The organism is Mastigocoleus sp. MO_188.B34, from assembly GCF_030065675.1.
GTDB lineage: Bacteria > Cyanobacteriota > Cyanobacteriia > Cyanobacteriales > Nostocaceae > Mastigocoleus.
The window spans coordinates 34,912-60,590 of record NZ_JASJDK010000046.1 but is presented as its reverse complement, the minus strand read 5'-3'; the positions used below and the strand labels follow the sequence as shown (position 1 = coordinate 60,590).

General features: G+C 36.2%; 15 protein-coding genes and 2 tRNA genes. 14 read left to right on the top strand and 3 right to left on the bottom strand.

Annotated elements, in window-relative coordinates; all coding sequences use genetic code 11:
* Positions 1-542: 542 nt before the first annotated feature.
* Together QNJ50_RS13455 and QNJ50_RS13450 are read left to right on the top strand one after the other, a co-directional pair.
* Entirely contained in the window at positions 543-2,288 is a 1,746-nt protein-coding gene (locus tag QNJ50_RS13455) for an FHA domain-containing serine/threonine-protein kinase (protein ID WP_300635948.1), read from the top strand.
* A gap of 426 nt (positions 2,289-2,714) precedes the next feature.
* Entirely contained in the window at positions 2,715-2,966 is a 252-nt protein-coding gene (locus tag QNJ50_RS13450) for a Nif11-like leader peptide family natural product precursor (RefSeq protein ID WP_300635946.1), read from the top strand.
* Positions 2,967-3,276: 310 nt separating this feature from the next.
* Here the strand turns inward: QNJ50_RS13450 and QNJ50_RS13445 are convergent, their stop codons facing one another.
* On the bottom strand, positions 3,277-3,852 hold the full coding sequence (locus tag QNJ50_RS13445) for a DUF924 family protein (protein ID WP_300635944.1): 576 nt from the start codon (positions 3,850-3,852) through the stop codon (positions 3,277-3,279).
* Positions 3,852-4,415 carry an SRPBCC family protein gene (locus QNJ50_RS13440; RefSeq protein ID WP_300635942.1) on the bottom strand — a complete coding sequence of 188 codons (564 nt, stop codon included), beginning with the start codon at positions 4,413-4,415 and terminating at the stop codon, positions 3,852-3,854. The genes QNJ50_RS13445 and QNJ50_RS13440 overlap by 1 nt, the downstream gene beginning before the upstream one ends.
* A gap of 342 nt (positions 4,416-4,757) precedes the next feature.
* On the opposite strand from QNJ50_RS13440, the gene QNJ50_RS13435 reads away from it, so the two are divergent.
* The 3 genes from QNJ50_RS13435 (at position 4,758) to QNJ50_RS13425 (ending at position 15,359) form a co-directional block, all read left to right on the top strand.
* The gene (locus tag QNJ50_RS13435) at positions 4,758-4,955 is read left to right on the top strand and encodes a hypothetical protein (RefSeq protein WP_300635940.1); all 198 of its coding nucleotides are present in this window, start codon (positions 4,758-4,760) and stop codon (positions 4,953-4,955) included.
* A 480-nt stretch (positions 4,956-5,435) separates the two neighbouring features.
* A complete protein-coding gene (locus tag QNJ50_RS13430; protein WP_300635938.1) occupies positions 5,436-7,382 on the top strand; it encodes a response regulator in 1,947 nt (648 codons plus the stop codon).
* 24 nt (positions 7,383-7,406) lie between these two features.
* Positions 7,407-15,359, top strand: a complete 7,953-nt coding sequence (locus QNJ50_RS13425) for a PAS domain S-box protein (RefSeq protein WP_300635936.1) — start codon at positions 7,407-7,409, stop codon at positions 15,357-15,359.
* Between the two features lie 196 nt (positions 15,360-15,555).
* On the opposite strand, the gene QNJ50_RS13420 is transcribed toward QNJ50_RS13425, so the two are convergent.
* The gene (locus tag QNJ50_RS13420) at positions 15,556-16,350 is read right to left on the bottom strand and encodes a 7-carboxy-7-deazaguanine synthase QueE (protein ID WP_300635934.1); all 795 of its coding nucleotides are present in this window, start codon (positions 16,348-16,350) and stop codon (positions 15,556-15,558) included.
* Positions 16,351-16,577: 227 nt separating this feature from the next.
* Between QNJ50_RS13420 and QNJ50_RS13415 the strand changes: the two genes are divergently transcribed.
* The 9 genes from QNJ50_RS13415 to deoC all read left to right on the top strand — a co-directional run bounded on the left by QNJ50_RS13415 (position 16,578) and on the right by deoC (position 25,657).
* Complete coding sequence (locus QNJ50_RS13415; protein WP_300635932.1) at positions 16,578-17,582, top strand: sugar transferase; 1,005 nt, start codon at positions 16,578-16,580, stop codon at positions 17,580-17,582.
* A 701-nt stretch (positions 17,583-18,283) separates the two neighbouring features.
* Complete coding sequence (locus QNJ50_RS13410; protein WP_300635930.1) at positions 18,284-19,555, top strand: glycosyltransferase family 4 protein; 1,272 nt, start codon at positions 18,284-18,286, stop codon at positions 19,553-19,555.
* 780 nt (positions 19,556-20,335) lie between these two features.
* Entirely contained in the window at positions 20,336-20,788 is a 453-nt protein-coding gene (rsfS, locus tag QNJ50_RS13405) for a ribosome silencing factor (protein ID WP_300635928.1), read from the top strand.
* A gap of 6 nt (positions 20,789-20,794) precedes the next feature.
* Positions 20,795-21,295, top strand: a complete 501-nt coding sequence (locus QNJ50_RS13400; RefSeq protein ID WP_300635926.1) for a CGLD27 family protein — start codon at positions 20,795-20,797, stop codon at positions 21,293-21,295.
* A 62-nt stretch (positions 21,296-21,357) separates the two neighbouring features.
* The gene (locus QNJ50_RS13395) at positions 21,358-22,311 is read left to right on the top strand and encodes an asparaginase (RefSeq protein WP_300635924.1); all 954 of its coding nucleotides are present in this window, start codon (positions 21,358-21,360) and stop codon (positions 22,309-22,311) included.
* 49 nt (positions 22,312-22,360) lie between these two features.
* Positions 22,361-22,437, top strand: a tRNA-Met gene (locus QNJ50_RS13390).
* Positions 22,438-22,605: 168 nt separating this feature from the next.
* Positions 22,606-22,682: transfer RNA gene (locus QNJ50_RS13385), tRNA-Met, on the top strand.
* Positions 22,683-23,116: 434 nt separating this feature from the next.
* Complete coding sequence (locus QNJ50_RS13380) at positions 23,117-24,595, top strand: DUF697 domain-containing protein (RefSeq protein ID WP_300635923.1); 1,479 nt, start codon at positions 23,117-23,119, stop codon at positions 24,593-24,595.
* Positions 24,596-24,958: 363 nt separating this feature from the next.
* On the top strand, positions 24,959-25,657 hold the full coding sequence (gene deoC, locus QNJ50_RS13375) for a deoxyribose-phosphate aldolase (protein WP_300635922.1): 699 nt from the start codon (positions 24,959-24,961) through the stop codon (positions 25,655-25,657).
* Positions 25,658-25,679: the final 22 nt, after the last annotated feature.

Sequence of the window (25,679 nt, the reverse complement as noted above, 5' to 3'; positions counted from 1 at the left end):
GTATGTTTCTAATCTAAAAATCATAATAAAATATACTGTAGTATTTATATTTTTCATGACTGCTGTCATCTAGTTATTCATCAATTATAAAAAAGTTTGCGATAAACAAAAATTGTGTATTATTAACTTGCTATCAGGTTTTATTTGTATGCACTCACGACAAATAAACCTTTCCAAAATTTATTAATTATTTTTTTATAAATTTTTCTCATCAGTAATAATCTCAAGCTGACATCTAAAAAAAAATATGCCATAAATGTAACTGGATAAATAATTCTAGTCAAAAAATAGATAGCATAATCTCATAAATAATTGCCAAAGTGGCAACAATGATTTTTTAGGTTTGCTATTGATTTACTAGTTAGGATATATAGGCTAATATTTATCACGCTCATTTTGATTTAATGTTTAAACTGAATCATAAGCTAACTAAAAATAATTATTTTTAGTTAGATATGTTGTCAAAATCACGAGTTCAAATAAACTTCTAGCATTGGGCATCTGTCTCTAAATCACAATATTTCAAACATCACCATCAGGATATGATAGGTAATTTAGTAGCAGGACAGTATAAAGTTATTAAAGTATTGGGTTCGGGAGGATTTGGACAAACTTATCTTGTAGAAGATACTCTTTTATCCGGTAATCCTCGGTGTGTCCTGAAACATCTCAAACCCTCGAGCACCGAAGCTAAAATTTTAGAAACTTCCAGGACTCTATTTGAAAAAGAAGCAGATACATTAGAAAAATTAGGAAGCCACGATCGGATACCCAGACTATTAGATTACTTTGAAGAAGAACAAGAGTTTTACTTAATACAAGAATTTATCCCAGGACATACCCTAAATTTAGAATTACCAAAAGGACTAAGGTGGACAGAGAGCGAAATTATTGAAATGCTCGTAGAAGTTCTGGAAATTTTAGAATTTGTTCACTCTCAAGGAGTTATTCATCGAGATCTCAAACCGGCAAATCTAATTCGTCGTTCATCTGATAAAAAAATAGTACTAATTGACTTTGGAGCAATTAAGCAAATACAAAGTCAAACTTCTATATATAGACAGCCAAGAGTAACTATCAGTGTCGGTACTCCTGGTTACATGCCTTCCGAGCAAATTCGGCGTCTACCTCGTTCTAGTAGCGATATCTATGCTTTAGGAATGATAGCTGTTCAGGCTTTGACAGGGCTATATCCACGGGAGTTGGAAGATGACCCAAATACTGGAGAAATACTTTGGCAGCATTTAACTTCAGTAAGTCCTGATTTAGCTAAAATACTGACTAAGATGACACGTTACCATTTTAAAGAGCGTTACCAGAAAGTAACTGAAGTCTTGGAAGCACTCAGGGAACTAGAAGATTTACAAAGTAGAAACCGATTAGAAAAAGCACTTGCAGCAAGTAGTCTATACGAACTGAAGCTGGGATGGGAAGAATCCGAAGCTGAAAAAAGCTGCTTAATTGTGGAAAATCAGGACAGCAAACAACCGGGAAAAATTCGTATCGGTCGTAATTCCCACGAATGTGACATTGTCCTTTCAGAACCCACCGTATCAGGGGTACATGCAGAAATATTTTTCCATTCTCAAAAACAGCAATTTTTTCTGCGGAATTTACGCCAAACAAATCCACCAGTCATCGATGGACAGTTATTATTAGCAGGAGAGATACCTTTAACAGAAGGAAGTTGTGTGCGTTTGGGAAAGCAAAATCTTAAGGTTGATGCTATTACTTTAAAACGTTTTCCCAATACATCTGATTCATTTCCTATAAAAGCAGACCTATCATACATAGAAACAGAAATAGAGCAAAAGCAAGAAGAATTTGTTTTCACTCAAGAACCGATAGCTAAAACTTTACCTCCACAAAAAGTTAGCAGTCAGTCGCCAGTTGCTCAAGCATTTTTACTACCAAATAATTTGTTGGTACAGCTGTTATTTGGCAAAGTAAAATTCTTCACCGGTGCTGGAGGTGTTGCAATTGCTAGCGCGATCGCTCTATTAGGCTTATTGCGAGCAGAGAGCTTTGATCGGACTTCAGCAAAACAAAATTCGATTTCCCGCCAGTGGCATATGTGTCGTGTGGTTGCACCTACCGGAGGTAAATTTTCAATCAAACTACGTCCCCAGCCATATACAGAGGTTGATGGATTCAAACAGCTATCCGAAGGTGATAAAGTAATGTTTCTGCAAGTTCAAGGAGACTTTGTACAAGTCAAACTGGCTGATGGTACTCAGGGTTGGGTTTTTTGGGACCAGATACAACCTTGTAAGCGTAATTCTCAGTGATATGCAGCTTTTTTCTGGAAATTTTGTTGAAGAGAGGCAATTTTAATTAATGTCAGGATTAGCCTGTAGTTGTTTCAAATTCAAATTCAAAATCAAAATCAAATTCAAAATCATTTGTAAGCAAGATTGCTAGCAAACAAAAAATAAACTAAATCAATCTATGCTGGCTTAGGAAACAATATTTTCTTGAATTGAGTCTTTTAACTCATATCTACGTAAATCTTCGATTTTTTTACTGAAACCCTAACTAACCTCGTGTATTTTACTGAATAAAGTGTAAATAAATAATAATTTATGGCGGCAGCAGCGATTTTTTTAAGTATAAAGACTTAAGTAAATAAATACTGTCTTATACCGTAATCGTGCTGTTTACTTACGTAGCTAGTAATAGAAATTTAGCAACTAAGGAAGCAGGGAGGATCTTTTATGTCAGTCGAAAATGCCACAGCTTTTTATGAAGTTTTAGTTTCAGATCGAGATGTTTACGAACAATATTGTAAAAAATGTTCCCAGCAAGGTGTGTTTGGTGTTTGGAATTGGGACAAAACCAAAATCGTCAACTTTGCAGCTAAATTAGGTTTTGATTTTACGGAAGTTGAATTAGACCAAGTATGGTTTGAGACAGAACCAGATAGCTCCCCAAATTCTATGAGATCGCCAACTTATAGTAGTTTTTAGCGTTCAAAGTAAATACTTTTGCTTGGGATAACATTTTTGCTGCTTAATAACTTAATTTTTGATATACAAAAACTCAGGACAAATTTTTGTAAGATTCATCCCATTGAGAATTAATTAACTATTGGGATTATGGCATGCTGTTGGAAACTAACTCATTTTCTGGAAAGGGGATAAGAAAAATTTCCTAATCCAGAAAAATAGTGCTATTTTCACTAAAAAATTAGAAAATTAAATTGGAATCATAAGGACTTCCTAGGCAACATAGGAAGCCTTTTGGTATCAATGAATTAATATTGACTAAATCTTATTTCTAAAAAGAAGATCCAGGTTCCTTTAAAAATAATTTTTCCTCTGGTGTAGAAGCGCGTCCCAATATTGCATTACGGTGGGGAAATCGCCCAAAACGTTCAATGACCTCTAAGTGACGAATTGCATAATTAATAACACTTGCACTCTCTGGATCATCACTAATTTCTTTAAATAACTTTACTGCTTGCTTTTGATGCTCTAAGTTTTCACTGTGTTCGAATGGAATATAGATAAACCAACGCTGTACGGGTAGCATTGTTCGATCATACTCTTGGGCGATCGCGTGTTGTGCAGCACAAAGTGCTTCCCAGTCAGTTGCAAAGGCTTGGGGTTCTCCACGAAACATATTACGTGGGAATTGATCGAACAACAAAATTAGAGCCAGACAACTTTCAGGTAAATTTAACCAATGATTTAAATCACCGTTAATAGCTTGTTCGTAATCTGATAGAAACTCGCACCTTAATGTGTCATCAAATTCAGGTTTTTTTTGAAACCAAATTTGACGAGGTTTACCATATTCTACTGTACCTGGTTCACCAAACCAAAAAGATAATATTTTTTCTGCACGCGACATTATTTTAGTTGACCCTTACAAAGCACCTGTCGCATTTTACGCATATTTGCAGGTAACTCAAAATTCATTGCTTGTTGAATGATTAATGAAGGTATGGGAATATCTGGTGTTGCTTTTACTGCATAGGTTAGTAAAGTTCCGTCTCCACAGTCCTGCAAATTTATGTCAGCACTGAAATCTTCAAATGAGCCCTTCTCCAATCTAAAATGAATTCTTTGACCTAATTCTTCCACCACATCAAGGTAAATTTCGACCTTAGCAGTAAAAAACAAAAAAGCTTTTTGTGCTGCTTGATACAAGCGTTTAACTTCACCTCGATGAAGAACTACGCTCTTAGTTACGTCGGGGAAATAGTGAACCCAACGCGGATAATCAGTTAATTGTTGCCAAACATTGGAACGCATTAGTGGTACGTACATTGAGGCCTGTACTGCACCACCATTTCTTGTATGTCCTTGGGTTTCCACTAAAATTTCACCTTCCATCAGCAGTCGATGTTTGTTATCGTCCCAAGCTATATCCATACCTGTAGAAGCTGAATTTGAACTCCAAAACTTAGTCATAATCTTTGCTCTAAAGCCTCATTATTTTGATTTTGAAAAGAATTTGCATTGGAAATCAAACAATTGATTCTACTTGCAATTCAAAAGATAATTGTTCCGGAAACAATCTTTCAAAAGATATTATTCCCAAAATTTGTAAATATCCGTAAATGCTAAAAATATGGAAAATATTAATTGTCTAGTTATGATAATTATCTAAAATCGTATTCAAAAATTATCCTAGGTTCAGTTAAAATGACACAGGCAGCTTACTATTAATTCATATTGGTTAGTTGTAATTTTCGGGCAACAAGTAAAACTAGATACAAAAATATATATTTGTGTGATTGAGAGGAAATTATTATGAGTCAATCTTCCAAATTAAATCGCCTACTAGTTCAGGGATTCGGTATATTTCTCGGAATTGGGATCGCTATCTGGGTTTTAAGGGGATTTGGAATCCTAACATTTCTCCCTGGAGGGATTATTATGCTGTTTTTATTAACTGCGATCGTTATGGTAATTCTGAGTTACGTCCAAAAAACTTGGTGGCGTTTCTAACACTTATATGAGACGATGAAAAATACTATTTGAAATCACGTGCGAATCGGCATATTAACCTATAGTTATTTGATAATATCATCGTAATTTTCAGAAAATAATTTAGAATTTGATATTCATTTAATTTAACTGATACAAAAAATACAAATTCTAAAATAGCAAAATAAAATCGCAAATATTTTCTATCATATTCCCATGAATTGTCAATGTAATAATATTTACTTACTAAATTCACATCACACTTTCAATTAGCTTAGATCATAGCTGAATCTCATAATAATTCATAAAGAAATTCTGCTTTAATCAATTGTATTCTATCAATTTATTCCTCCATTATATTTGTTCGCAAATTTATTACCTTTTCTTTAATAAATATCATATATCTAATTTTTAAATAAGGATATTATCACAGTTAAAATTTGCGGTTTTATACAGAATGATTAAGTTTAATCAAAAAGTGTAAAATTTAGATGAAGATGAATGAATGGTAAATTGCAGCAATTACATCACAGTAAAATTTTAATAGTTGATGACAGCATAGAAGAAATGCAAATGTTGTCAGCAACTTTATCCCAGTATGGATATACAGTTAGGGGTGCAAGCGCAGGTTCAATGGCATTAAAAGCAGCACATGCATTGCCACCTGATTTAATCCTGCTTGACATCAGGATGCCGGACTTGGATGGTTATGAAGTTTGTCAAAAATTAAAGAGCGATCGAGTCACCTGCGATATCCCAATAATTTTTCTCAGTGCGATCCAAAATGTTGACGATAAAATAAAAGCCTTTAAATTGGGAGGTGCTGATTATATTACCAAACCCTTTCAGGTTGAAGAAGTTTTAGCAAGAATAGAAAATCAGCTTATAATTCGTCGACTTTCTCAACAACTAAAAGAACAAAATCATAAACTGAAGATAGAAATTGAAGAAAGACGAAAAGCAGAAAATATAGCATTTCGCGCCTACCAAACAAAAAATGAGTTTCTAGCTCGAATGAGTCACGAATTACAGACACCTTTAAACTCAATCCTTGGGTTTACACAAATTATGAGTCGCGACACAGATTTGAAGTTAGAGCATCAAGAATATTTAAAGATAATTAATAATAGTGGTGAGTATTTATTACAACTAATCAACGAAGTATTAGAAATCTCTAAAGCAGAAGCAGGCATAAATACAATAGAAGAAAAAGAATTTGACTTTTACTATCTACTGGATAGTTTAGAAGAAATATTTAAGATTAAGGCTGTTAAAAATAAAAATAAGTTATCTTTTATAGTGGCTGCAGATGTACCACAATATATTAAAACTGACGATAAAAAATTACGTATTTGCTTGCTAAATTTGATAGATAATGCATTGAAATTTACTAAAAATGGAAGCGTGAATTTGAGAGTTTGGCAAGAAAATCGCAGTTTAAAAAAAGATGATGCCCAATATTTATACTTTGAAGTAGAAGATTCTGGATACGGAATTGCGGAAGAGGAAATCATTAAACTATTTGATGCCTTTGTTCAAACTGAATCCGGCAAAAAATCAACTCAAGGAACTGGTTTAGGGTTAAATATAACTCGTAAATTTGTTGAAATGCTTGGTGGAAAAATACAAGTAGCAAGTATTTTAGGCAAGGGCTCATTGTTTAAGTTTAATGTTAAATTTACTGCTTCAGAACGCTCCCAAGTAGATACATTAGAAATACCCCAAGTCATTGCCTTAAAACCAGGCAAACAAGTATATAAAATTTTAGTTGTAGACGATACAAAAGAATCTCGTCTATGGTTATTAAAACTGTTAGAATCTGTTGGTTTTGAAGTTAGATCAGCAGAGAATGGTAAGGATGCAATAACAACCTGGGAAAATTGGCATCCTCATCTTATATGGATGGATACAAGAATGCCAGTAATTAATGGCTACGAAGCAACCCAACAAATTAGGTTTAAGGAAGTCGAACGACAAACAGACATGAAAATAGTCACTCAAAAGACTATTATTATTGCCCTTATAAATAGTATTAATTTAAATAATAAACAAGAAATTTTAGCTGCTGGTTATGACGATTTTGTTCCCAAACCACTTACAGAAGTTCAAGTATTCGACCGGATAGCTAAATTTTTAGATGTAAGCTATATTTATAAGAAAATACCTATTATTTCTAATAAAGATTTAATTGATAACAAATATTTGTCCAAAGCCAGATTTAATATAGAGGCTTTAGAGGAGTTAGCCATGATGCCCCAAGGTTGGCTGAAAAATTTATATTATGCTTCAAGTGTAGTTGATGAAGATTTAGTTAATTCTTTAATAGCAGAAATTTCCAATGACAAAAATCATTTGAAATCTACCTTAAACTATTTGATGAAAAATTTCCAATTGGACCGAATAATTGAATTTACTAAGAAAGCCTTGGGAAATGAAAAAATCAACTAAAACAATCTGACATTTTCAATCAATATGGATGAAGAAAATATCAAAATTTTATTAGTTGACGACAGAGCGGAAAATTTACACTTCTTGTCTGAAGTTTTTGCTGGTAAAGGTTACAGTCTGGTACGAGCTATATCGGGTAAGTTAGCTCTTAATGCAGCCTTTACATCCCCACCTAACTTAATATTGCTGGATATTATTATGCCAGGATTAGATGGGTATCAGGTATGTAAGTATTTGAAGTCTTACGAAAAAACCCGTGATATTCCCATTATCTTTACCAGCGTTAAAAATGAAGTTTTCGACAAAGTCAAAGCCCTTAGATTAGGTGCTGCTGATTATTTAACAAAACCATTACAAGCAGAAGAAATTTTAGTTAGAGTTGAAAATCAACTCACCATCCAAAAATTACAAAAGCAAATTAAAGCTCAAAATTTTCAACTGCAAACAGAAATAAGAGAAAGAAGAAAAGTTACATTGCAGTTAGATCACCGCAACCAACAAATAGAATCAATTTTGAATCATGCTCAAGTTGGAATTTGTCTGACTGATGAATCAGGGTATTTAGTAGATGTAAATCCAACGTATTGCCACTTGTATGGTTTTAAGAAGAAAGAATTAATTGGAAATAAATTTAAATTAAATTATCTTGAATCTGACCCACTCCAAATCATAGAAAAAATACCTTACCGCCACGAATTAGGGAATAATAACTATGGTAGGGGTAAACTAAAAAATGAGTATACAATAAAACATAAAAATGGAAATCAATTAACCGTGGAAATGGCACGGGGAAATTTTGATTCCTATGATGGAAAATCATTTGCTGTGACAACTTTAGTAGATGTTACTGAAAAGAAATTAGCAGAAGCAGCAAGGGTGTCACGAGAAGCTTACTTAGCAGGTTTAGTAGATGTACAGCGTGCTTTATTGAGTTTTGATGGAAGTCGTGAATTAGAGGCTCAAATTATCCAGATTTTAGGTAATGTAGCGAATGCTAGCCGCGCCTATATATTTGAAATTCAATATCAGGATAATGGCATAAAGTCTGTATGTGAAAAAGCTGAATGGAGTAAGGATGAATTTAAGTCAAATAATCATAATTTATTAGTCCAAAGTAGACTTAGAGAAAAATTATTTACGAGTTGGATAAAATTACTTGCTCGGGGTGAAATTATACGTGGTAAAGTGTCAGATTTAAGTAAGTTGGCGCAGGAAATATTAGGAGGGAATTCTGTTTTATCAATCCTAGTTTTGCCAATGATTATTAAAGGAGAATTATTTGGTTTTATTGGCTTTGATAATTGTCAAGAAGCAAAAGTATGGGATAATTACGAAATTTCCTTTTTACAAGCAGCAGCTACAGCAATTTCTCTAGCACGTCAACGCCAACAGGCAGAAGAAAAATTGCAGCAACAGTTAGAAAGTAGTTTATTCATCAGAAATATTACTGACAAAATTCGCTCAAATATAGATTCTAAAACAATTGTAGAGATATCTACGAAAGAAATTGGTCAAGCTTTAAATGTTTCTCGGGCGTTAATTCATACCTATACCGATACTCCCCAACCTCAGCTTACGACCTTAGGGGAGTTTATTGCACCTGGTTACAGTTCGCTACAAACAGTTCAAATTTTAACTCCAGACAATTACCATATTCATAAGGTCTTATCCCAAGATAAGGCTATTTCTTCGCAAAATGTTTATAAAGAACCCTTACTAGAAAATGTTAGGGATATTTGTCGGACATTGGAAATGAAATCCATGTTGGCTGTTCGTACTTCCTATAAAGGAAAACCCAACGGTATAATTGGTTTACATCAGTGCGAGCGCTATCGGGAATGGAAAACTGAAGAAATAGAATTGTTGGAGTCGATCGCTTCCCAATTAGGAATAGCTTTAGCCCAAGCCCAAATTCTCGAACAAGAGCAAATCGCTCGGAGCGAACTGGATCGGCAGAATTTACAACTCCAAGAAGAAATTCGCGAACGCCTTGAAAGTGAAGAACGTTTCCGCAGTTTGGTCGAAACTAGTAGTGGTTGGGTATGGGAAGTAGATAAAGATTTTATTTATACATATGCTAGCCCGAGAATATTTGACCTATTGGGTTATTATCCCCATGAAGTACTAGGTAAAACTCCTTTTGACCTGATGTCTCCCGAAGAAGCTAATAGGCTAAAGGGAGTTTTTAACTCTAAAATAACTGCCAGACATCCGTTTCAGGGTTTGGAAAAAACTAACCTTCATAAAAACGGACATCAAGTGATTTTGGAAACTAACAGTGTTCCAGTATTTGATGCTTGGGGTAAATTTAGCGGTTATCGGGGTGTAGATAGAGATATTACAGAACGCAAACATGCCAATGAAGCTATTAAATCTACAGCTATTAAGCTTCGCAATCATAATATTGTTTTAACCCAACTTGCAAAAAATCAAGTTATCTACCAGGGAGACTTAAAATTAGCTTTACGGGAAATAACAGAAGCTGCAGCTAGAAACGTTAACGTGGAACGTGCTAGCATTTGGCTTTATAACAACTCTTGTTCCGTTGTTAGGTGTCTAGATTTATTTGAGTTAAGTTTTAGACGACACAGTGAAGGATGTGAGTTAGTTGTAGCAGATTATCCCAATTATTTTCAAGCTTTAGAAGCCGATCAACCAATAGTTACCAGTCAGCCAATTCTCGATCATAGAACTCAACAACTGACTGAATCATATTTAACTCCTTTAAATATTACTGCGACGTTGAGTATTCCCTTAAGATTGGGAGGAATAACCACAGGAATTTTATCCTTAGAGCAAGTAGGTAAAGAACACCATTGGACGCAAGAAGATGAAAACTTTGCTCGTTCCTTAGGGAACTTGGTTTATTTGGCATTGGAAGCAAGATCGCGTCAAAATGCTGAAGCTGCACGCAGAGCATCAGAGGTAATGCTAGCTTCAGCATTTCGCGCTTCTCCCGATCCAATTTTCCTCAGCGCATTACCCCAAAACAGTTATATCGAGGTTAATGACAGTTTCTGTAACTTTTTTGGCTACACTCGTCAAGAAGTCATAGATAAAATCCCAGAAGAAGTAAATATTTGGGTGAATTTGAAAGAATATCATCAGATTTCCCAACTCCTAGGACAGATTGAAACTATCCGCAACCACGAAGTTGAGGTTCGGAAAAAAAATGGGGAAATTTGTACGGCTTTGTTAAGTGCTGACTCCATTGAAATTGGTGAGCAACAGCATGTTTTAGCTACTGTTCGAGATATTACAGAACGCAAACAGGCAGAAAATGAAAACCGTTTGTTATTATTAACAACTCAAGCAATTAGTCGAGCTGCTGATGTCGATCATGCTTTGGCGCAAATCCTACGTTTAATTTGTAACAACATTGGTTGGGATTTTGCAGAAGCTTGGAATCCAAACAATGATGGAGCATTTTTAGAATATAGTTTGGGGTGGTACGGGTATCAAAATGATTTAGAAGAATTTTGTCTTTATAGTGAAAGTATCACTTTGACATCCGGTATTGGAGTAGCCGGGAAAGTTTGGCAATCAAAACAACCACAATGGTTAGAAGATGTGTCTCAAACTTTTCCTCCCCATTTTGTTCGCGCCACCATCGCCGATAAAGTTGGATTAAAAGCTGGGTTTGGGGTGCCAATTTTAGCAAACGAACAAGTATTAGCAGTTCTGGTATTTTTCAAAAATGATCGCGCTCCTGTAGATATAAGATTGTTAGAACTTGTGAGTGCGGTTGCGGCTCAATTGGGAACATTAATCCAACGCAAACAAGCAGAAGCTGCTCATAGGGAAAGTGAAGAACGCTTACAACTAGCATTAGAAGCCAGTGACTTGGGACTATGGGACTGGAATTTAGTCAACGATAAAATTTATCGTGACTGGCGGTGGTGGAAAATGTTGGGGTACGACAAAGAAACGATAACCGACAACAATAATCCATCATCTGAAGAGTTGATGTATCCAGGGGATATACCAAAAATTAAACAAGCCCTAAAAGCTTATTTAGATGGGAATAGTCCTGTTTATGAAGTTGAGTTTCGGATGCGTTCTCGTTTTAATGAATGGAAATGGATTCAATCTCAAGGTAAAGTTGTCGAACGCAACCACTGGGGCGAACCGTTGCGGATGACGGGAACCCACAAAGATATTACAGAAAGAAAAACTCTAGAAAGAGAAATCGCTTTGAGAGAAGCTCGTCTCAATGCTTTCTTTAGTTGTGCTCCTGTAGGATTAACAATCCTAGATAAAGAACTGCGGTTTTTGCAAATTAATGAATTACTTGCTGAAATTAACGGTGTGTCAGTAGAGGAACATTTAGGTAGAACTATTCATGAAGTATTACCTCAGATTGCACCTGCGATCGCACCGGTATACAAACAAGTAATGATCGACGGTCAACCAGTTTTAAATTTAGAATTGAGTGGTACTTCACTTGAAGAACCAAATACTCTACGTCACTTTTTAGTTTCTTATTTTCCGATCCCTTCAGAAAATGAACGCTGTGTTGATGTTGGTACAGTTTTATTTGAAATTACCGATCGCAAACGTGCAGAAGCCGCCTTACAAGAGCGAGAAGAAGAATTTCGGGCGATATTTGAAAATGCAGCAGTTGGGATTGCTCAAGTTGCACCTGATGGATTTTTTATTAAAGTTAATCAACAATTCTGTCAAATAGTTGGTTACTCCAAAGCCGAACTATTACAAAGGACATGTCAGGAGATTACTCACCCCATTTCCTTGGAAAAATACTTAGATTACGCTTGCTTAGCTGGAAAAGGTGATATCGATGTGTTCTCCATGGAAAAGTGCTTTATCCGTAAAAATGGGGAACCAATTTGGACAAATCTAACAGCTTCTGTTGTTCGAGAAGCATCAGGAAAACTCAAATATTGTATTGGTGTTGTCGAAGATATCAGCGAACGTAAAGCTGTGCTGCGGGAACGCAAACGGGTCGAACAAGAATTACGTTTAGCTTCAGAAAGACTGCAATATTTGCTCACTTCTAGTCCTGCAGTCATTTTTAGTAAGAAACCATCAGAAGACTTTGCTAATACCTTTATTAGCGAAAATGTTAAAGCGATGGTGGGCTACGAAGCGCGAGAATTTCTCGAATATTCTAACTTTTGGTTCTCTCACATTCATCCCGATGATATCGAACGCGTCCATTGGGAATTATCAAAACTATCTCAGCAAAAATATAGTTCTTTCGAATATCGTTTTCTACACAAAAATGGAATTTATCATTGGTTCTACGAACAGGTAAGATTAATTCATGATGATGCAGGAAACCCCATTGAATGTGTGGGATATTGGGTAGATATCAGCGAACGCAAGCAAGCAGAGCTAAATTTGCAAGCCAGTCAGCGACGCTATCAAACCTTGGCTGAAGCTTCACCCGCATGCATCTTCCACGATGATGCCGATGGTAATTGTTTTTATATCAATCAACGTTGGACAGAAATTACTGGGCTACCACAATCAGCAGCCTTGGGTAAAGGTTGGTTAGAGGTGATTCATCCAGACGATCGCGAGCGCGTTTTTGCAACTTGGCAAGAAGCCGTTGATCATAAAACAAAATACCATTGCGAACATAGAGTTTTAGGTGCAAATGGCAAAGTTATTTGGGTGATTTATCAAGCCCTAGCCGAATATAACGAAAATGGGGAAGTAAATAGCTATATTGGCACAATTACTGACATTACCGAACGCAAAGAAGCAGAAGTTGCTCTAAAAGAAAGTGCTGAAAGAGAAAAAGCAATTTCCCAAGTGATTCAAAATATGCGTCAAACACTAGATTTGGAAAGCATATTTACCACTACGACCCAAGAATTACGTCAAGTTCTTAACTGTGATCGCGTAGTAGTTTATCGCTTTAACCCCGACTGGAGTGGCGAATTTGTCGCTGAGTCTGTGGGTTCTCCTTGGGTCAGGGCTATGATGAAAAATAAAGGTAAAAATAGTTCTGGGTTTGTGGGTGATACCCTAGACAGTGAAGGTTGTGTGGTACAAATGCTCGATGGTAATGACGAGCAGTTAGTAGATACTTACTTACAAGAGACCCAAGGTGGCGCTTACAGTCGCGGAGTTAGTTCCCTTTCTGTTTCAGATATTTATAACGCAGGTTTTGAAAGCTGTTATGTAAATTTCTTGGAGCGGTTTCAAGCTCGGGCATATATTACGGTACCGATTTTTTGTGGGAGCCAAATATGGGGTCTACTTGCAAGTTATCAAAACTCCGGACCTCGCCATTGGAAAAAAGGAGAAATCAACATTGTCGTTCAAATTGGTAACCATTTAGGGGTCGCACTCCAACAAGGACAATTACTCGCCCAGACCCAGAAACAATCAGAAGCACTACAACAAGCTGTGATTGCTGCTGATGCAGCAAATAGAGCAAAAAGTGAATTTTTGGCTAATATGAGCCACGAACTGAGAACGCCACTCAATGCAATTTTGGGCTTTACGCAAATTATGAGTCGTGATCGCTCCATCCTTAACGAGCATCAACAAAATGTAGAAATTATTAATCGTGCTGGGGAACATTTGCTCAATTTAATTAATGATATTTTAGAAATGTCAAAAATTGAAGCAGGAAGGACAACACTTAATGTTACTAGTTTCGATCTAATTGCTCTTTTAGAGAGTTTGCAAGATATGTTGCAGGTTCGTGCCACTTCTAAAAAGCTACAATTAGTATTTGAATACGACGATCGCCAACCCATCCGCCACATTCAAACCGATTCGAGTAAATTACGTCAGGTGCTATTGAACTTATTGGGGAATGCAATTAAATTTACCAAAACAGGTAGTGTAACCCTCAAAGTTAAATTAAATACTGATGAGCCCGAACTTCCGAAGGAATTAGAAAACAATACACCCACTCGAAAGCGATCAGAACGACGAATGGATCGAGCAGAGAATACAGTAGGGGATCCATCCCAATCAATTAATAATCAATCCGATATTCCTTCACAATTTTTGATATTTGATGTCATAGATACTGGAGCGGGTATATCTCCAGAAGAAATGGACTTGTTATTTGAAGCCTTTGGACAAACTGAAACAGGAAGAAAATCCCAACAAGGAACGGGATTAGGTTTAGCAATTAGTCGCAAGTACATTAAACTAATGGGCGGTGATATCAGTGTCACTAGTATTATTGGTATGGGAAGTACTTTTTCTTTCTATATCCCTGTAGAATTATCCTGCTCTCAAGAAATTATTCCTAGCACAAATTATTGTCAAGTTATTGGTTTAGTAACAGGCCAACCCCAGTATCGGATCTTAGTGGTAGATGATGCTACAGAAAGTCGCCTTTTACTCGTAAAGTCACTTTCATCTTTAGGATTTAGTGTTAAGGAAGCAGTAAATGGAGAAGAAGCAATAGCTAGTTGGGAATCATGGAAGCCACACTTAATTCTTATGGATATAAGGATGCCCGTACTTGATGGTTATGAAGCTACCAGAATCATCAAAAATAAACAAAGTCAAGTTAAAGTGGGTGATACAAACAATTCAGCATCCAACTTGCAAACCTTTATTATTGCTCTGAGCGCAAACGTTTTTGAAGAAGACAGAAAAGCAATGATCGAGGCTGGTTGCGATGATTTTGTTAATAAACCTTTTCGAGAAGAAGTATTACTCGAAAAACTCAGATACCATCTGGGTTTGGAATATGTTTATCAAGAAAATAGTCATCAAAAATCAGCAGAGAATCAAACAACTCCAGAAGAAGTATCAAACCTACTTGCTCAAATGCCCCAAGAGTGGTTACAGAAACTGAATTATGCTGCTGCTCAAGGAAGCGATCGCACCATTTCCAGTCTACTAAAACAAATTCCTCAGACTAAAGCTTTATTAGCAGAATTTTTAATCGATCTGAATCATAATTTTCAGTTTGAAAAGATTATGGAATTAATTAAATTAACCAATATTACTAGCGAGCACTACAGTCATACCTCATAAATTGCAAGCATCATAATATTTTTGTTCTTTATTTCTTCACAGTAGATGATTTAGTGCTTTTTGCTACTTGCTCTCTGTTGGGCTAGTTAAGTATATTAGTTGAATAGAAATTAAATAATCAGCTTAACTATTTTTGGTGTTGTAGAGTAATAATTATAACTCATGTATTTTTGCTCGCCAATTGCTGATTACTCAATCACAGTTGATCCATAAATTTATGAGTTTGTGGTACGACCCGCACTCTATCGAGGAACAGCTTTAATGAGGCTTGCCAATTTAAAACTTGTTCAGGAAAAGGAGCAAATACTTTTTCATCTGCAAATACTTTATCCGGCTCCAAAGGCGTTACAGGCTGTAAAAATACTAGAATTTTCGGATTGATATCTTTAATCAATAAAGCAGCTTGTTCTAAGTCAGACCAACTGGTTTGTTGCGAAATAACTATCTTCACAAAAACTTCTAGTTGAGCGCGGTTACAAATTTTAAGAAACTGTTTGTGCGCTTGCCAATGAGATTCACCGCTGGTGCTGGGTAATTTCAAATCCATTCCCACAGAATCAAGATATGGCAAAATTTTGGTTAATTGTTCTGGACGATGTCCTCCAGTTTCTAAGTATATTGGTAGACTAGTCACAGAGCGGACTTTAGGTAAAAAATCTATTAAAAAATTAGAGTGAAGAAGTGGTTCACCACCAGTTAAGCTAATGCTATCGTGTAAACGATGTATATTTTGCCGCTTTACCCATTCAATTAATGTAGGTAATGAAACTGGATTAGGATGTATTTCAAATTCACGGGAGCCTGGAGCTTTCTCAATACGACAAGTATTGGGTGCATTCCAAGTGTGAGCGCTATCACAATAGTGACAGCGTAAGTCACAAAAGGCAAAACGAATGAAAATCTGGCGCGTCCCGACATTTAATCCTTCTCCTTGAATTGCAGAAAAAACCTCAATCAGGCGTGCGTTTGACTTAGTTGTTTCAATATTCATTGGATAATTGGGAAGTAAAGTATGCGTGAAGTCAATATAAAGGTAGAGAAATTTTTGACTTCTTATTCTATTGTGAATCGAGAAAGGTCGTCTTCGGTCTTAAATTCATTCTCAAATTAGAGAGATTAATATTTATTCAGTGCCGTTCACAGGTCAGAAATAACTTAAAACATAAAAATGTTTAACTTTATTGAATTTATTTCTATAGTAAAAAAGAGCAGGGTTTCATGAGCAGACAACCCACAGAGGTAAACTTTCCTGTAACGTTATCCAAAGATGAGGCGATGGTAGAAGTACCATCTCGCCTGAGCGTACTTGAGGCTATCAACTTCAAGCAAACTTGTGAAAATTTGACTCAGCAAAGTAATACACCCGTCACACAAATTACAGTTGATTTTCACCAAACAACTTTTATTGATAGTAGTGGCTTGGGTGCTTTGGTCAGTAACTTAAAAACTACACAAGAGAAGGGGATTGATTTTAAACTCAAAAATGTTACCCCCCAGGTAATGGCTGTGTTAAATCTTACTGGATTAGATGTAGTCTTTCCAATTGAGGTGGCAACAGAAACTAGCCCAGTTAATAATGCTGTTTTAGAAGAACAGTTACCTACCACTCACCCTTCAATACGATCTTGGATGAAGCGCTCCATAGATATTCTTGGTGCGTTAGTTGGTCTATTAATTACAGCTATTTTATTTCTTCCGATCGCGATCGCAATTCAAGTTGACGATCCTGGTCCAATTTTCTTCGGTCAGATTCGTTGTGGTTGGATGGGCAAGCATTTTAAAATTTGGAAATTTCGTTCGATGTGTGTGGATGCAGAAGCAAAAAAAGCTGAGTTGCAAAAGCACAATCAAGTCGAAGGTGCTTTTTTCAAAATTGATAACGATCCCAGAATTACTAAAGTTGGAAGGTTTTTGAGAAAAACTAGCCTTGACGAATTACCACAATTTTGGAATGTTTTAAAAGGGGAAATGAGTTTGGTGGGTACAAGACCGCCCACACCCAATGAAGTAGAAAGCTATGAAGTCCCAGAATGGCAACGTTTAGACGTTAAACCTGGTATGACTGGAGAATGGCAAGTTAATGGGAGATCTAGCGTTCGAAAATTTGAAGATGTTATCCGCCTTGATTTGCAATATCAGAAAAATTGGAATTTATTCTACGATCTAAAGCTCATTGTCAAAACAGTAACAATTTTATTTGATAAAAATAGTGGTGCTGTTTAATATTTTTTTATTTTCCTAGAACCAACTATATGTAGTTATGAGACACTATAAAGCTGTTTCGCGATCGTAGTATCCATGGCGTATGTAACGCCAAACAGTCAAAAATAGTTCAATTATTTAGTTCGTACTGTAAATCTTAAAGTAAACAAATCGTTCGTCATCTTACTTTGTCAATCAAGTCAAACTATTGGCAAGGTAATAGGCGAACGATTGTTTTGTTATGTACTTCATTTTAGATAAAAATCTTTGAATGCATTTTGACTTCAGATTTTTCTGAACTTATCAATAAACCAAGTAGTATTGCTGTTGTTTGAAATATCTAATGTATCTATTTTTAATGTATACATAGTATAAATAAAAATTATTTTTATCTTTGATACTGATATTTATACTTAATTTTTGCAAATAAAAATTTGTTTTTACTACCAAAATCATTTGGTGTCCGTAAAAAACACAATTTAAGATTAACAACCTTCTAAATCATCAAGTTTAAGCTCCACAAAACAAGCCAAAAATATTGCATTACCTACTTGAGGTATTCAAGTGAAATTTTACTCAATATTCAATGAATAAGAACTGACATTAAGTGTTTCTGAAGTGAAAATTCAAATAGAGGTATGAAGTAAAACCTCTAACTGAAATAAAACACGAATCAAAAATACGCGGTTTAAGAAGAGTCAGATTCTTTTGAATTATTTATTATGCGAATTTTAATTTACTCTTATAACTATCATCCAGAGCCAATTGGTATTGCACCCTTGATGACTGAATTAGCAGAAGGTTTGGTTAAACGGGGACATCAAGTGCGTGTAGTCACAGCTATGCCTAATTATCCAGAACGTCAAATATACGAAGACTATAAAGGAAAATTCTTTTTAACAGAATACAAAAATGGGGTAAAAATTCAACGTTGCTATGTTTGGATTCGCCCCCAGCCCAAGCTAATAGATAGAGTTTTGTTAGACGCCAGCTTTGTTGTTAATAGCTTCTTTCCTGCATTAATGGATTGGCGTCCAGATGTAATTTTAACTACTTCTCCATCACTACCTGCTTGTATACCTAGCACATTACTAGGATGGTTACATGCTTGCCCTGTAGTTCTAAATCTTCAAGACATATTACCAGAAGCTGCAGTTCATGTCGGCTTACTAAAAAACAAGTTTTTGATTCGCTTATTTTCGAAATTAGAAAAATTTGCTTACGGTTCTGCAACTAAAATAAGTGTTATTGCTGATGGTTTTGTGGACAATCTGTTAGAGAAGCACGTACCAGCAAATAAAATGGTACAAATCCCCAACTGGGTTGACGTGAATTTTATTCGACCTTTCAAAAAAGAAGGTAATTATTTTCGCGAAAAAAATAATTTAAATGGTAAATTTGTTGTCTTATATTCTGGAAATATTGCTCTGACCCAAGGATTAGAAACCGTTATTAAAGCTGCGGCAAAATTAAAAGAAATTAAGGATATTGCCTTTGTCATTGTTGGAGAAGCTTCGGGTTTAGAACGGTTAAGACAAGAATGTACGAATTGTGGTGCAGATAATGTTTTACTACTACCATTTCAACCCCGCAAAGATTTACCCCAAATGTTAGCTGCTGCAGATGTGGGTTTGGTCGTACAAAAGAAAAATGTGATCTCTTTTAATATGCCATCTAAAATCCAAGTTTTATTGGCCAGTGGAAGAGCAATTGTAGCCTCTGTTCCGGATAATGGAACTGCAGCTAGGGCGATTAGACAAAGTGGTGGTGGAATTGTAGCCCCACCAGAAGATCCTCAGGAACTAGCTAATGCTGTGTTAGACTTATACGAACATCCGGAGAAAGTCAAAACTTTAGGCTACAACAGCCGTAAATTTGCCACAGAGCAATACAGTTTTGAACAAGCGTTGAAAAATTATGAATCACTATTTTATTCTGTAACCGCAGACAGAGAAACAATCAATCCGGCAATTGCATCCAAACAAGAAGTTTAATTCATTGCTTGATATCTTTAAATATTACGCTAGCATTTAAACATGGGTATCAGCTGCCATGTTTGTCTGATAATTTTAATTAACTCTTCTGACAAGTATGGCTTGATAATTTTAAAGTAATAAACTGATACATTCACTATAAATAGCGGCCAAAAGTCCTGATGTTAATGAAAGAATTTTAATTAACATCAGGAATGTTTTTTTTTGAGATAAGCTGGAAATAAATCAATAATTCAACAATTTAAGTAATGAAATATTTTGTTTTAAAGCTAGAAACCCATGAAAAAACAGAGTTTAAAGTATCTACCTTTAATTTTAGCGAACAATTAATAATGTGATACTTGTTACATCTAATCGAAGTGAAGAAGTATTACAGGAAATTACCAATCATACTCTGGGTAGACCGAGTATCAGTTTACCATCTTGTATTGTATATGAAGGCAGATATTTAAAATCAAAAAAACATTTTCACACTTGTTGCAAGCTTTAAGGATATTAAGTCATATATACATGTGTTGAACTGTTAATTGAATTATGGTTATACACTTAAAGATTTGATTATCCTTAATAATTTACTAAATTGGGATCCGAGTTGCGACAAATTGTAATTTGTTATTCGCCCTCGTGAAAGTAATCTCAAATAATTGTTAATTCATTGTGCATAAAAACCTGTTTTTTTTGTTAGTATTCAAGATAACAAACAGCAAAGGTTGCAGTTCCATGAAAGCTTGTCAGTAATCGTGAAAACTTTTGACGAACAAAAAAATAAGTTGAGGTTTAATGACTGATTATTTCCAAGCAAATTTTCCATCACAGTCCACCACCACTACTAAGAGTGAAGTTGAGAGGCAGCAGCTTGAAGACAGAGAAAACATTGAAAAAATAGCTGTAAGTATTGCAAATGCTGCTTCCGAGCGAAAAGCAGGGGATATCTTGTTACTGAAAGTCGCAGATGTCTCTTATCTGGCAGATTATTTTATTCTCGCAACGGGCTATTCCAACGTACAAGTGAGAGCAATTGCAGATGCCATAGAACATACTCTCAAAACTGAATGGCAAAAAATTCCTTTACGCACAGAAGGAAAAACTGAAGGCAACTGGATATTGCAGGATTATGGTGATGTCATAGTACATGTTATGATGCCATATGAACGGGAATTTTATAACTTAGAAGCGTTCTGGGGTCACGCCGAACGCATTGAGTTGCAATTATCAGATGATGAGATGGGGTAAGTCGCCATGATTAGGTCCTCAGTTTCTAACTGTCCAGTACCAACAGAGCAACAGCCCCTTAATGAGTATGAAGAATTAAAGTCATCTTGGTTATTTCGCGATTGCACTTTAACGTGGCGAGAATATTTGACCAAGATAGTTTGGGCTTGGGGTTTGTCTTTGATTTTTGCTGCCCCTGTTGCTGCTACCAGCTTTCCTCTACACAAAGATCTCTCACATTTTCTCTTATCCAGTGCTGCTGGTGGAAGTGTAGGGATTATATTCCTGCTAACGAGGTTATATCTGGGTTGGTCTTATATTCGCTCCCGTCTTTATAGCCCGATAATATTTTATGAAGAATCAGGGTGGTATGACGGACATAACTGGGCTAAACCTCAAGATATACTCGATCGCGATCGCTTAATTGTCAGTTACGAAATCAGACCAATTTTGCAGCGCATAAAGCTTACCTTTGTTGGCTTGGTTGGATTATTCATTGCTGGTAGTATAGTTTGGCAATTACTATGAGTAGTTGGGATTTCCAGCGTTAAGAAGAACTAATTCGTAACTTTGGGGTTCGCAGCTAAATATTGACGATGGCAAAAAGAACTCAAGCCGTACCGCTAGAAGTAAGATTATTGCGGGAAGGTATAATCGAATCAAGGCACATAGTTCAGGCTGTTGTCACAGATGAACGTGGAAGAATTTTATCTGTCGCCGGAAATGCAGAAACTGCTAGTTTTGTGCGTTCGGCGCTTAAACCATTTCAGGCGCTAGCTGTAACTGCAACGGGAACTTTAGAGCGTTACAACCTGAGTGATCGCGATTTGGCAATTATTACTGCTTCCCACAAGGGTAGTATCGAGCACGTAAGACAAGCATTTAACATCCTTTGGCGTTCTGATATCGACCCATTATTGTTACAATGCCCTCTTCCAGAAGGTAAAAGTAGTCGTCTAGAACATAATTGTTCTGGAAAGCATGCTGGGATGTTAGCCGTATGCAAACAAAATAATTGGTTATTTAATAATTATTTTGAGCGCAAGCACCCCGTACAGCAACTAATTCTAAATAAAGTTGCGGAACTATTGCGAATGCCGGCAGAAGAATTCATTAGCGCCCATGATGATTGTGGTGTGCCAACCTATCTGATGCAAATTGCTCAAATTGCCACTTTATACGCGAAATTGGCAACGCGAAGTACTTTAGATATGGAACGTATTGTTCGTGCAATGACCCATCATCCAACAATGGTGGCAGGAGATGGGCAGTTTGATACAGAATTGATGCGTTTAACTCCGGGAGAATTGGTCAGTAAATCTGGTGGAGAAGGCATACAATGCATCGGTCGTCTTGGTGAGGGTATGGGTATGGCAATAAAAGTCATAGATGGAGCAAGACGAGCAAAATATGCAGTAGCCATTCATTTATTGCAACAAATGGGTTGGATCGCTCCGAGCGTTGCGGAAGCCCTATCAGAAAAGTTCACAATCCTAGATAAATACAAGCGTTTAGAAGTTATTGGAGAATTATCAATTTTGTAGTTGCCAAATCGTTATCTGTGTGCTTTAATGATTAAAGTTAAGAAAGCGGCGCGGGATAGAGCAGCCTGGTAGCTCGTCGGGCTCATAACCCGAAGGTCAGTGGTTCAAATCCACTTCCCGCTACCAAACATAGAAAATAATCTCTTATGCTTTACTACAAGTGTAAGATTTTACTTTTTTATAAGGGATAGGGAATAAAAAATCTCCCAACTAGGAAGTTTCAGTCCATAATTTTTAAAAAATATTGGATTGTAGCTAGGTAAAATAAATTCATAGCGAAAGCTAGGAAAGTGGCGCGGGATAGAGCAGCCTGGTAGCTCGTCGGGCTCATAACCCGAAGGTCAGTGGTTCAAATCCACTTCCCGCTACCAAATACAGAAAATAAAGTCTTACATTCTAGTTTGAGTGTAAGGCTTTATTTTTTATACTTAATAGATAACAGAGAATAGAAAAATATCTTAGGAATGAGAATTTAATAACCTGTAATTCTAAAATTTGGAATGGTGCGTTACGCGATGCTAACAGCACCCTACTTTTGTATTTTATTTAATCCACATTCCTTAAGCAAAAATTAGCGCCACAACTATAAAAAATAGTGAATTGCAAGTGAGTCAGGTACAGCTAAAAAAATAAAATCGAGGTTATGAAGAGTAATTGACTTCTGACTTCTAACTCCTGCTCGTCTGTCAAGACGCGGTCTGTTCTGACTTCTGACTCCTGTTAGCATTTAGTTTTGTTCTGTGTGCTTTTTTCCACCTACAATTATTGCAACAGTATAAAAACCATCTAAAAAATAAGGTGATTTATGGTTGTGAAATTAAAGCGACCTATTTTAGTTGGAGGATTGGGAATCTCATTTGGGTTGTGGGTTTTACAAAGTTGGCAAGATTCCATAATACAGATTGGAGAGTTTAGCCTATTAAGTTTAGCTGCAGTTGGTGGTGGTTTGTGGCTAATCAGGCAAAATAATGTTGTGGAGAACTCCCAAACTCAAAGTATCATACCCGTAGATCGACAAACAGCAGTAGATGCGATCGCTAGTTCAGAAATAGTAATAGAAAGATTAGCTCAAGAATCGCAAAGTCACTTTGCATTAGATAATCTGCAGGAGCGACTTGCTCAATTACAAGTCGAATTAGACAGACAAGAAATTAAGTTACTTGTTACGGGTGGTAAATCGGTAGGGAAAACAACTTTAGTCAAAGAACTAAATAGTGTTTTCGAGAATTTTCCCCAACTCACTGTTGATATTCAGGAAACATCACCTTTGTTTTCGCAGGTTGATGAGCAAGCAGGTGAAGCAGATAATGATGAGAAAGTCCTTCAAAGTGGCGACGAATATGATTTTGTATTGTTTGCGATCGACAGTGATCTAACTGACTCAGAATTTCAGGCTTTGGAACAACTTAAAGCCAGGAATCAACAAGTTATTTTAGTTTTCAACAAGCAAGATGGATATTTAGCAGATGAGCGGGCTAGTATTTTGCAATCTTTAAAGCAAGAAATATCTTCCCCCGTAGTCGGAATAGCTGCATCCCCCTTACCAATTAAAGTGCGCAAACATCATCAAGATGGTTCTTTCCAAGAGTGGATGGAACAAGTAAAGCCAAACTTGGAAGAGTTAAATACTCAACTAAGTGAAATGTTGGCAAATCAACGACAGAATTTAGTCTGGGCTACTACAATGCGTAAAGCCTTAGGATTAAAATCTCAAGCTAAAGATTTGTTAAATGAAATCAGACGCGATCGCGCCCAACCAAGCATTGAGCAGTACCAGTGGATCGCAGCAGCAGCAGCATTTGCAAATCCTGTTCCAGCCTTAGATGTTATTGCAACAGTGGCAATTAATGCCCAAATGATTGTAGAGTTAGGTGAACTTTATCAGCAAAAATTTTCCCTAGAACAAGCACAAAATGTAGCCAGTACAATGGGTAGCCTAATGTTAAAACTGGGCTTAGTAGAACTTTCGACTAAAACTGTAAGTACTATCCTAAAAAGTAATACTGTAACTTTTGTCGCTGGAGGTGCTGTTCAGGGAATTAGTGCAGCCTATCTAACAAGAATTGCTGGTCTAGCTTTAGTTGAATACTTCCAAGAGCAAGAAATTGTTATCAATTCCGGTAGTGCTTTAAATTTGGGTAAATTACAACAAACTCTACAAAGTGTTTTTGAGAATAACCAACAAACAAAATTCCTTCAAGGATTTGTTCAAAAAGATATTAAACGTTTGTTACCGGGAACTGAGACAGATAAATTAATTACAAATCAAAAAGCTGCAATCTAACTTTTCCATACTCTAATTAAAATTAAGAAAGATGGAGTCATCTTTGGTATCTCCATCTTTTTTATTGAGGATTGAGGATTACTTGTTCGATAGAGATGAACAGAAAATGATAATCTTATAATCTTTATTGATGCTAATATTATCTTTGCTTAACCTATATTTGTTTAATATTTAACAAACAAAAGCAAAGCCAAAGCAAAGTAAAATATTTTATAGTACTTCCTCATAATTATTTATGTTTGGAGGTTTCAATGAATGAGGAATGGAAATTTTCTCGAAAATTATTCTATTTCTAGTCTATTCTAGAAGAATAGTCTTAAATTTTCATAAATGTTAATAATTGTTAACTAAAAAGCAGAAGCAATGGCAGCAGGAGTAGACTATTCAGACATTGATATTGCGCCATACATCGAACATGCCTTATTGATACCAACAGCAAGTCCGCAACAGGTTGAGCAATGGTGTGAAGAAGTAGATAAATTTCATTTCGCCACAGTTTGCATCAATCCAGTACATGTGAAACAAGCAGCGGAACTGCTCCATGGTAAAACAGCCAAGGTTTGCACGGTGATTGGATTTCCCATGGGGGCTACAACTTCAAGTGTTAAGCTTTATGAAGCGCAAGAAGCAGTTGAAAATGGAGCAACCGAATTAGACGTAGTGATGAATTTGGGTTGGTTAAAGTCTGGCAAAACTAATGAAGTACATCGAGAAATTGCGGAAATTTGTGAAGCTACAGGACAGGTTGTTAAGGTAATTCTGGAGACAAATTTACTTACAGATCCTGAAAAACGACTGGCAGCAGAAATTATTTTGGATGCTGGAGCAGCTTTCCTTAAAACCAGTACTGGTTGGAATGGTGGCGCTACAGTTGCAGATGTGAGATTGTTAAAAGAAATTGCTGGAGAAAGGGTGGGGGTAAAAGCTTCTGGAGGTATTCGTACCGTTCAACAGGCTTTACAACTTATACAAGCCGGTGCGACGAGGTTAGGTACATCCCGGGGTGTAGAATTACTTCGCGAACGTACTGAAAATAAACAACAGGGCTCGGTAGTTTACTAGTAGTTTGTATATGATGTCTTTG

Excerpts from the sequence above, each read along its gene's own strand:
- QNJ50_RS13455 (WP_300635948.1), top strand. The coding sequence starts at position 543 with ATGATAGGTAATTTAGTAGCAGGACAGTATAAAGTTATTAAAGTATTG.
- QNJ50_RS13450 (WP_300635946.1), top strand. The coding sequence starts at position 2,715 with ATGTCAGTCGAAAATGCCACAGCTTTTTATGAAGTTTTAGTTTCAGAT.
- QNJ50_RS13445 (WP_300635944.1), bottom strand. The coding sequence starts at position 3,852 with ATGTCGCGTGCAGAAAAAATATTATCTTTTTGGTTTGGTGAACCAGGT.
- QNJ50_RS13440 (WP_300635942.1), bottom strand. The coding sequence starts at position 4,415 with ATGACTAAGTTTTGGAGTTCAAATTCAGCTTCTACAGGTATGGATATA.
- QNJ50_RS13435 (WP_300635940.1), top strand. The coding sequence starts at position 4,758 with ATGAGTCAATCTTCCAAATTAAATCGCCTACTAGTTCAGGGATTCGGT.
- QNJ50_RS13430 (WP_300635938.1), top strand. The coding sequence starts at position 5,436 with ATGAATGGTAAATTGCAGCAATTACATCACAGTAAAATTTTAATAGTT.
- QNJ50_RS13425 (WP_300635936.1), top strand. The coding sequence starts at position 7,407 with ATGGATGAAGAAAATATCAAAATTTTATTAGTTGACGACAGAGCGGAA.
- QNJ50_RS13420 (WP_300635934.1), bottom strand. The coding sequence starts at position 16,350 with ATGAATATTGAAACAACTAAGTCAAACGCACGCCTGATTGAGGTTTTT.
- QNJ50_RS13415 (WP_300635932.1), top strand. The coding sequence starts at position 16,578 with ATGAGCAGACAACCCACAGAGGTAAACTTTCCTGTAACGTTATCCAAA.
- QNJ50_RS13410 (WP_300635930.1), top strand. The coding sequence starts at position 18,284 with ATGCGAATTTTAATTTACTCTTATAACTATCATCCAGAGCCAATTGGT.
- rsfS (WP_300635928.1), top strand. The coding sequence starts at position 20,336 with ATGACTGATTATTTCCAAGCAAATTTTCCATCACAGTCCACCACCACT.
- QNJ50_RS13400 (WP_300635926.1), top strand. The coding sequence starts at position 20,795 with ATGATTAGGTCCTCAGTTTCTAACTGTCCAGTACCAACAGAGCAACAG.
- QNJ50_RS13380 (WP_300635923.1), top strand. The coding sequence starts at position 23,117 with ATGGTTGTGAAATTAAAGCGACCTATTTTAGTTGGAGGATTGGGAATC.
- deoC (WP_300635922.1), top strand. The coding sequence starts at position 24,959 with ATGGCAGCAGGAGTAGACTATTCAGACATTGATATTGCGCCATACATC.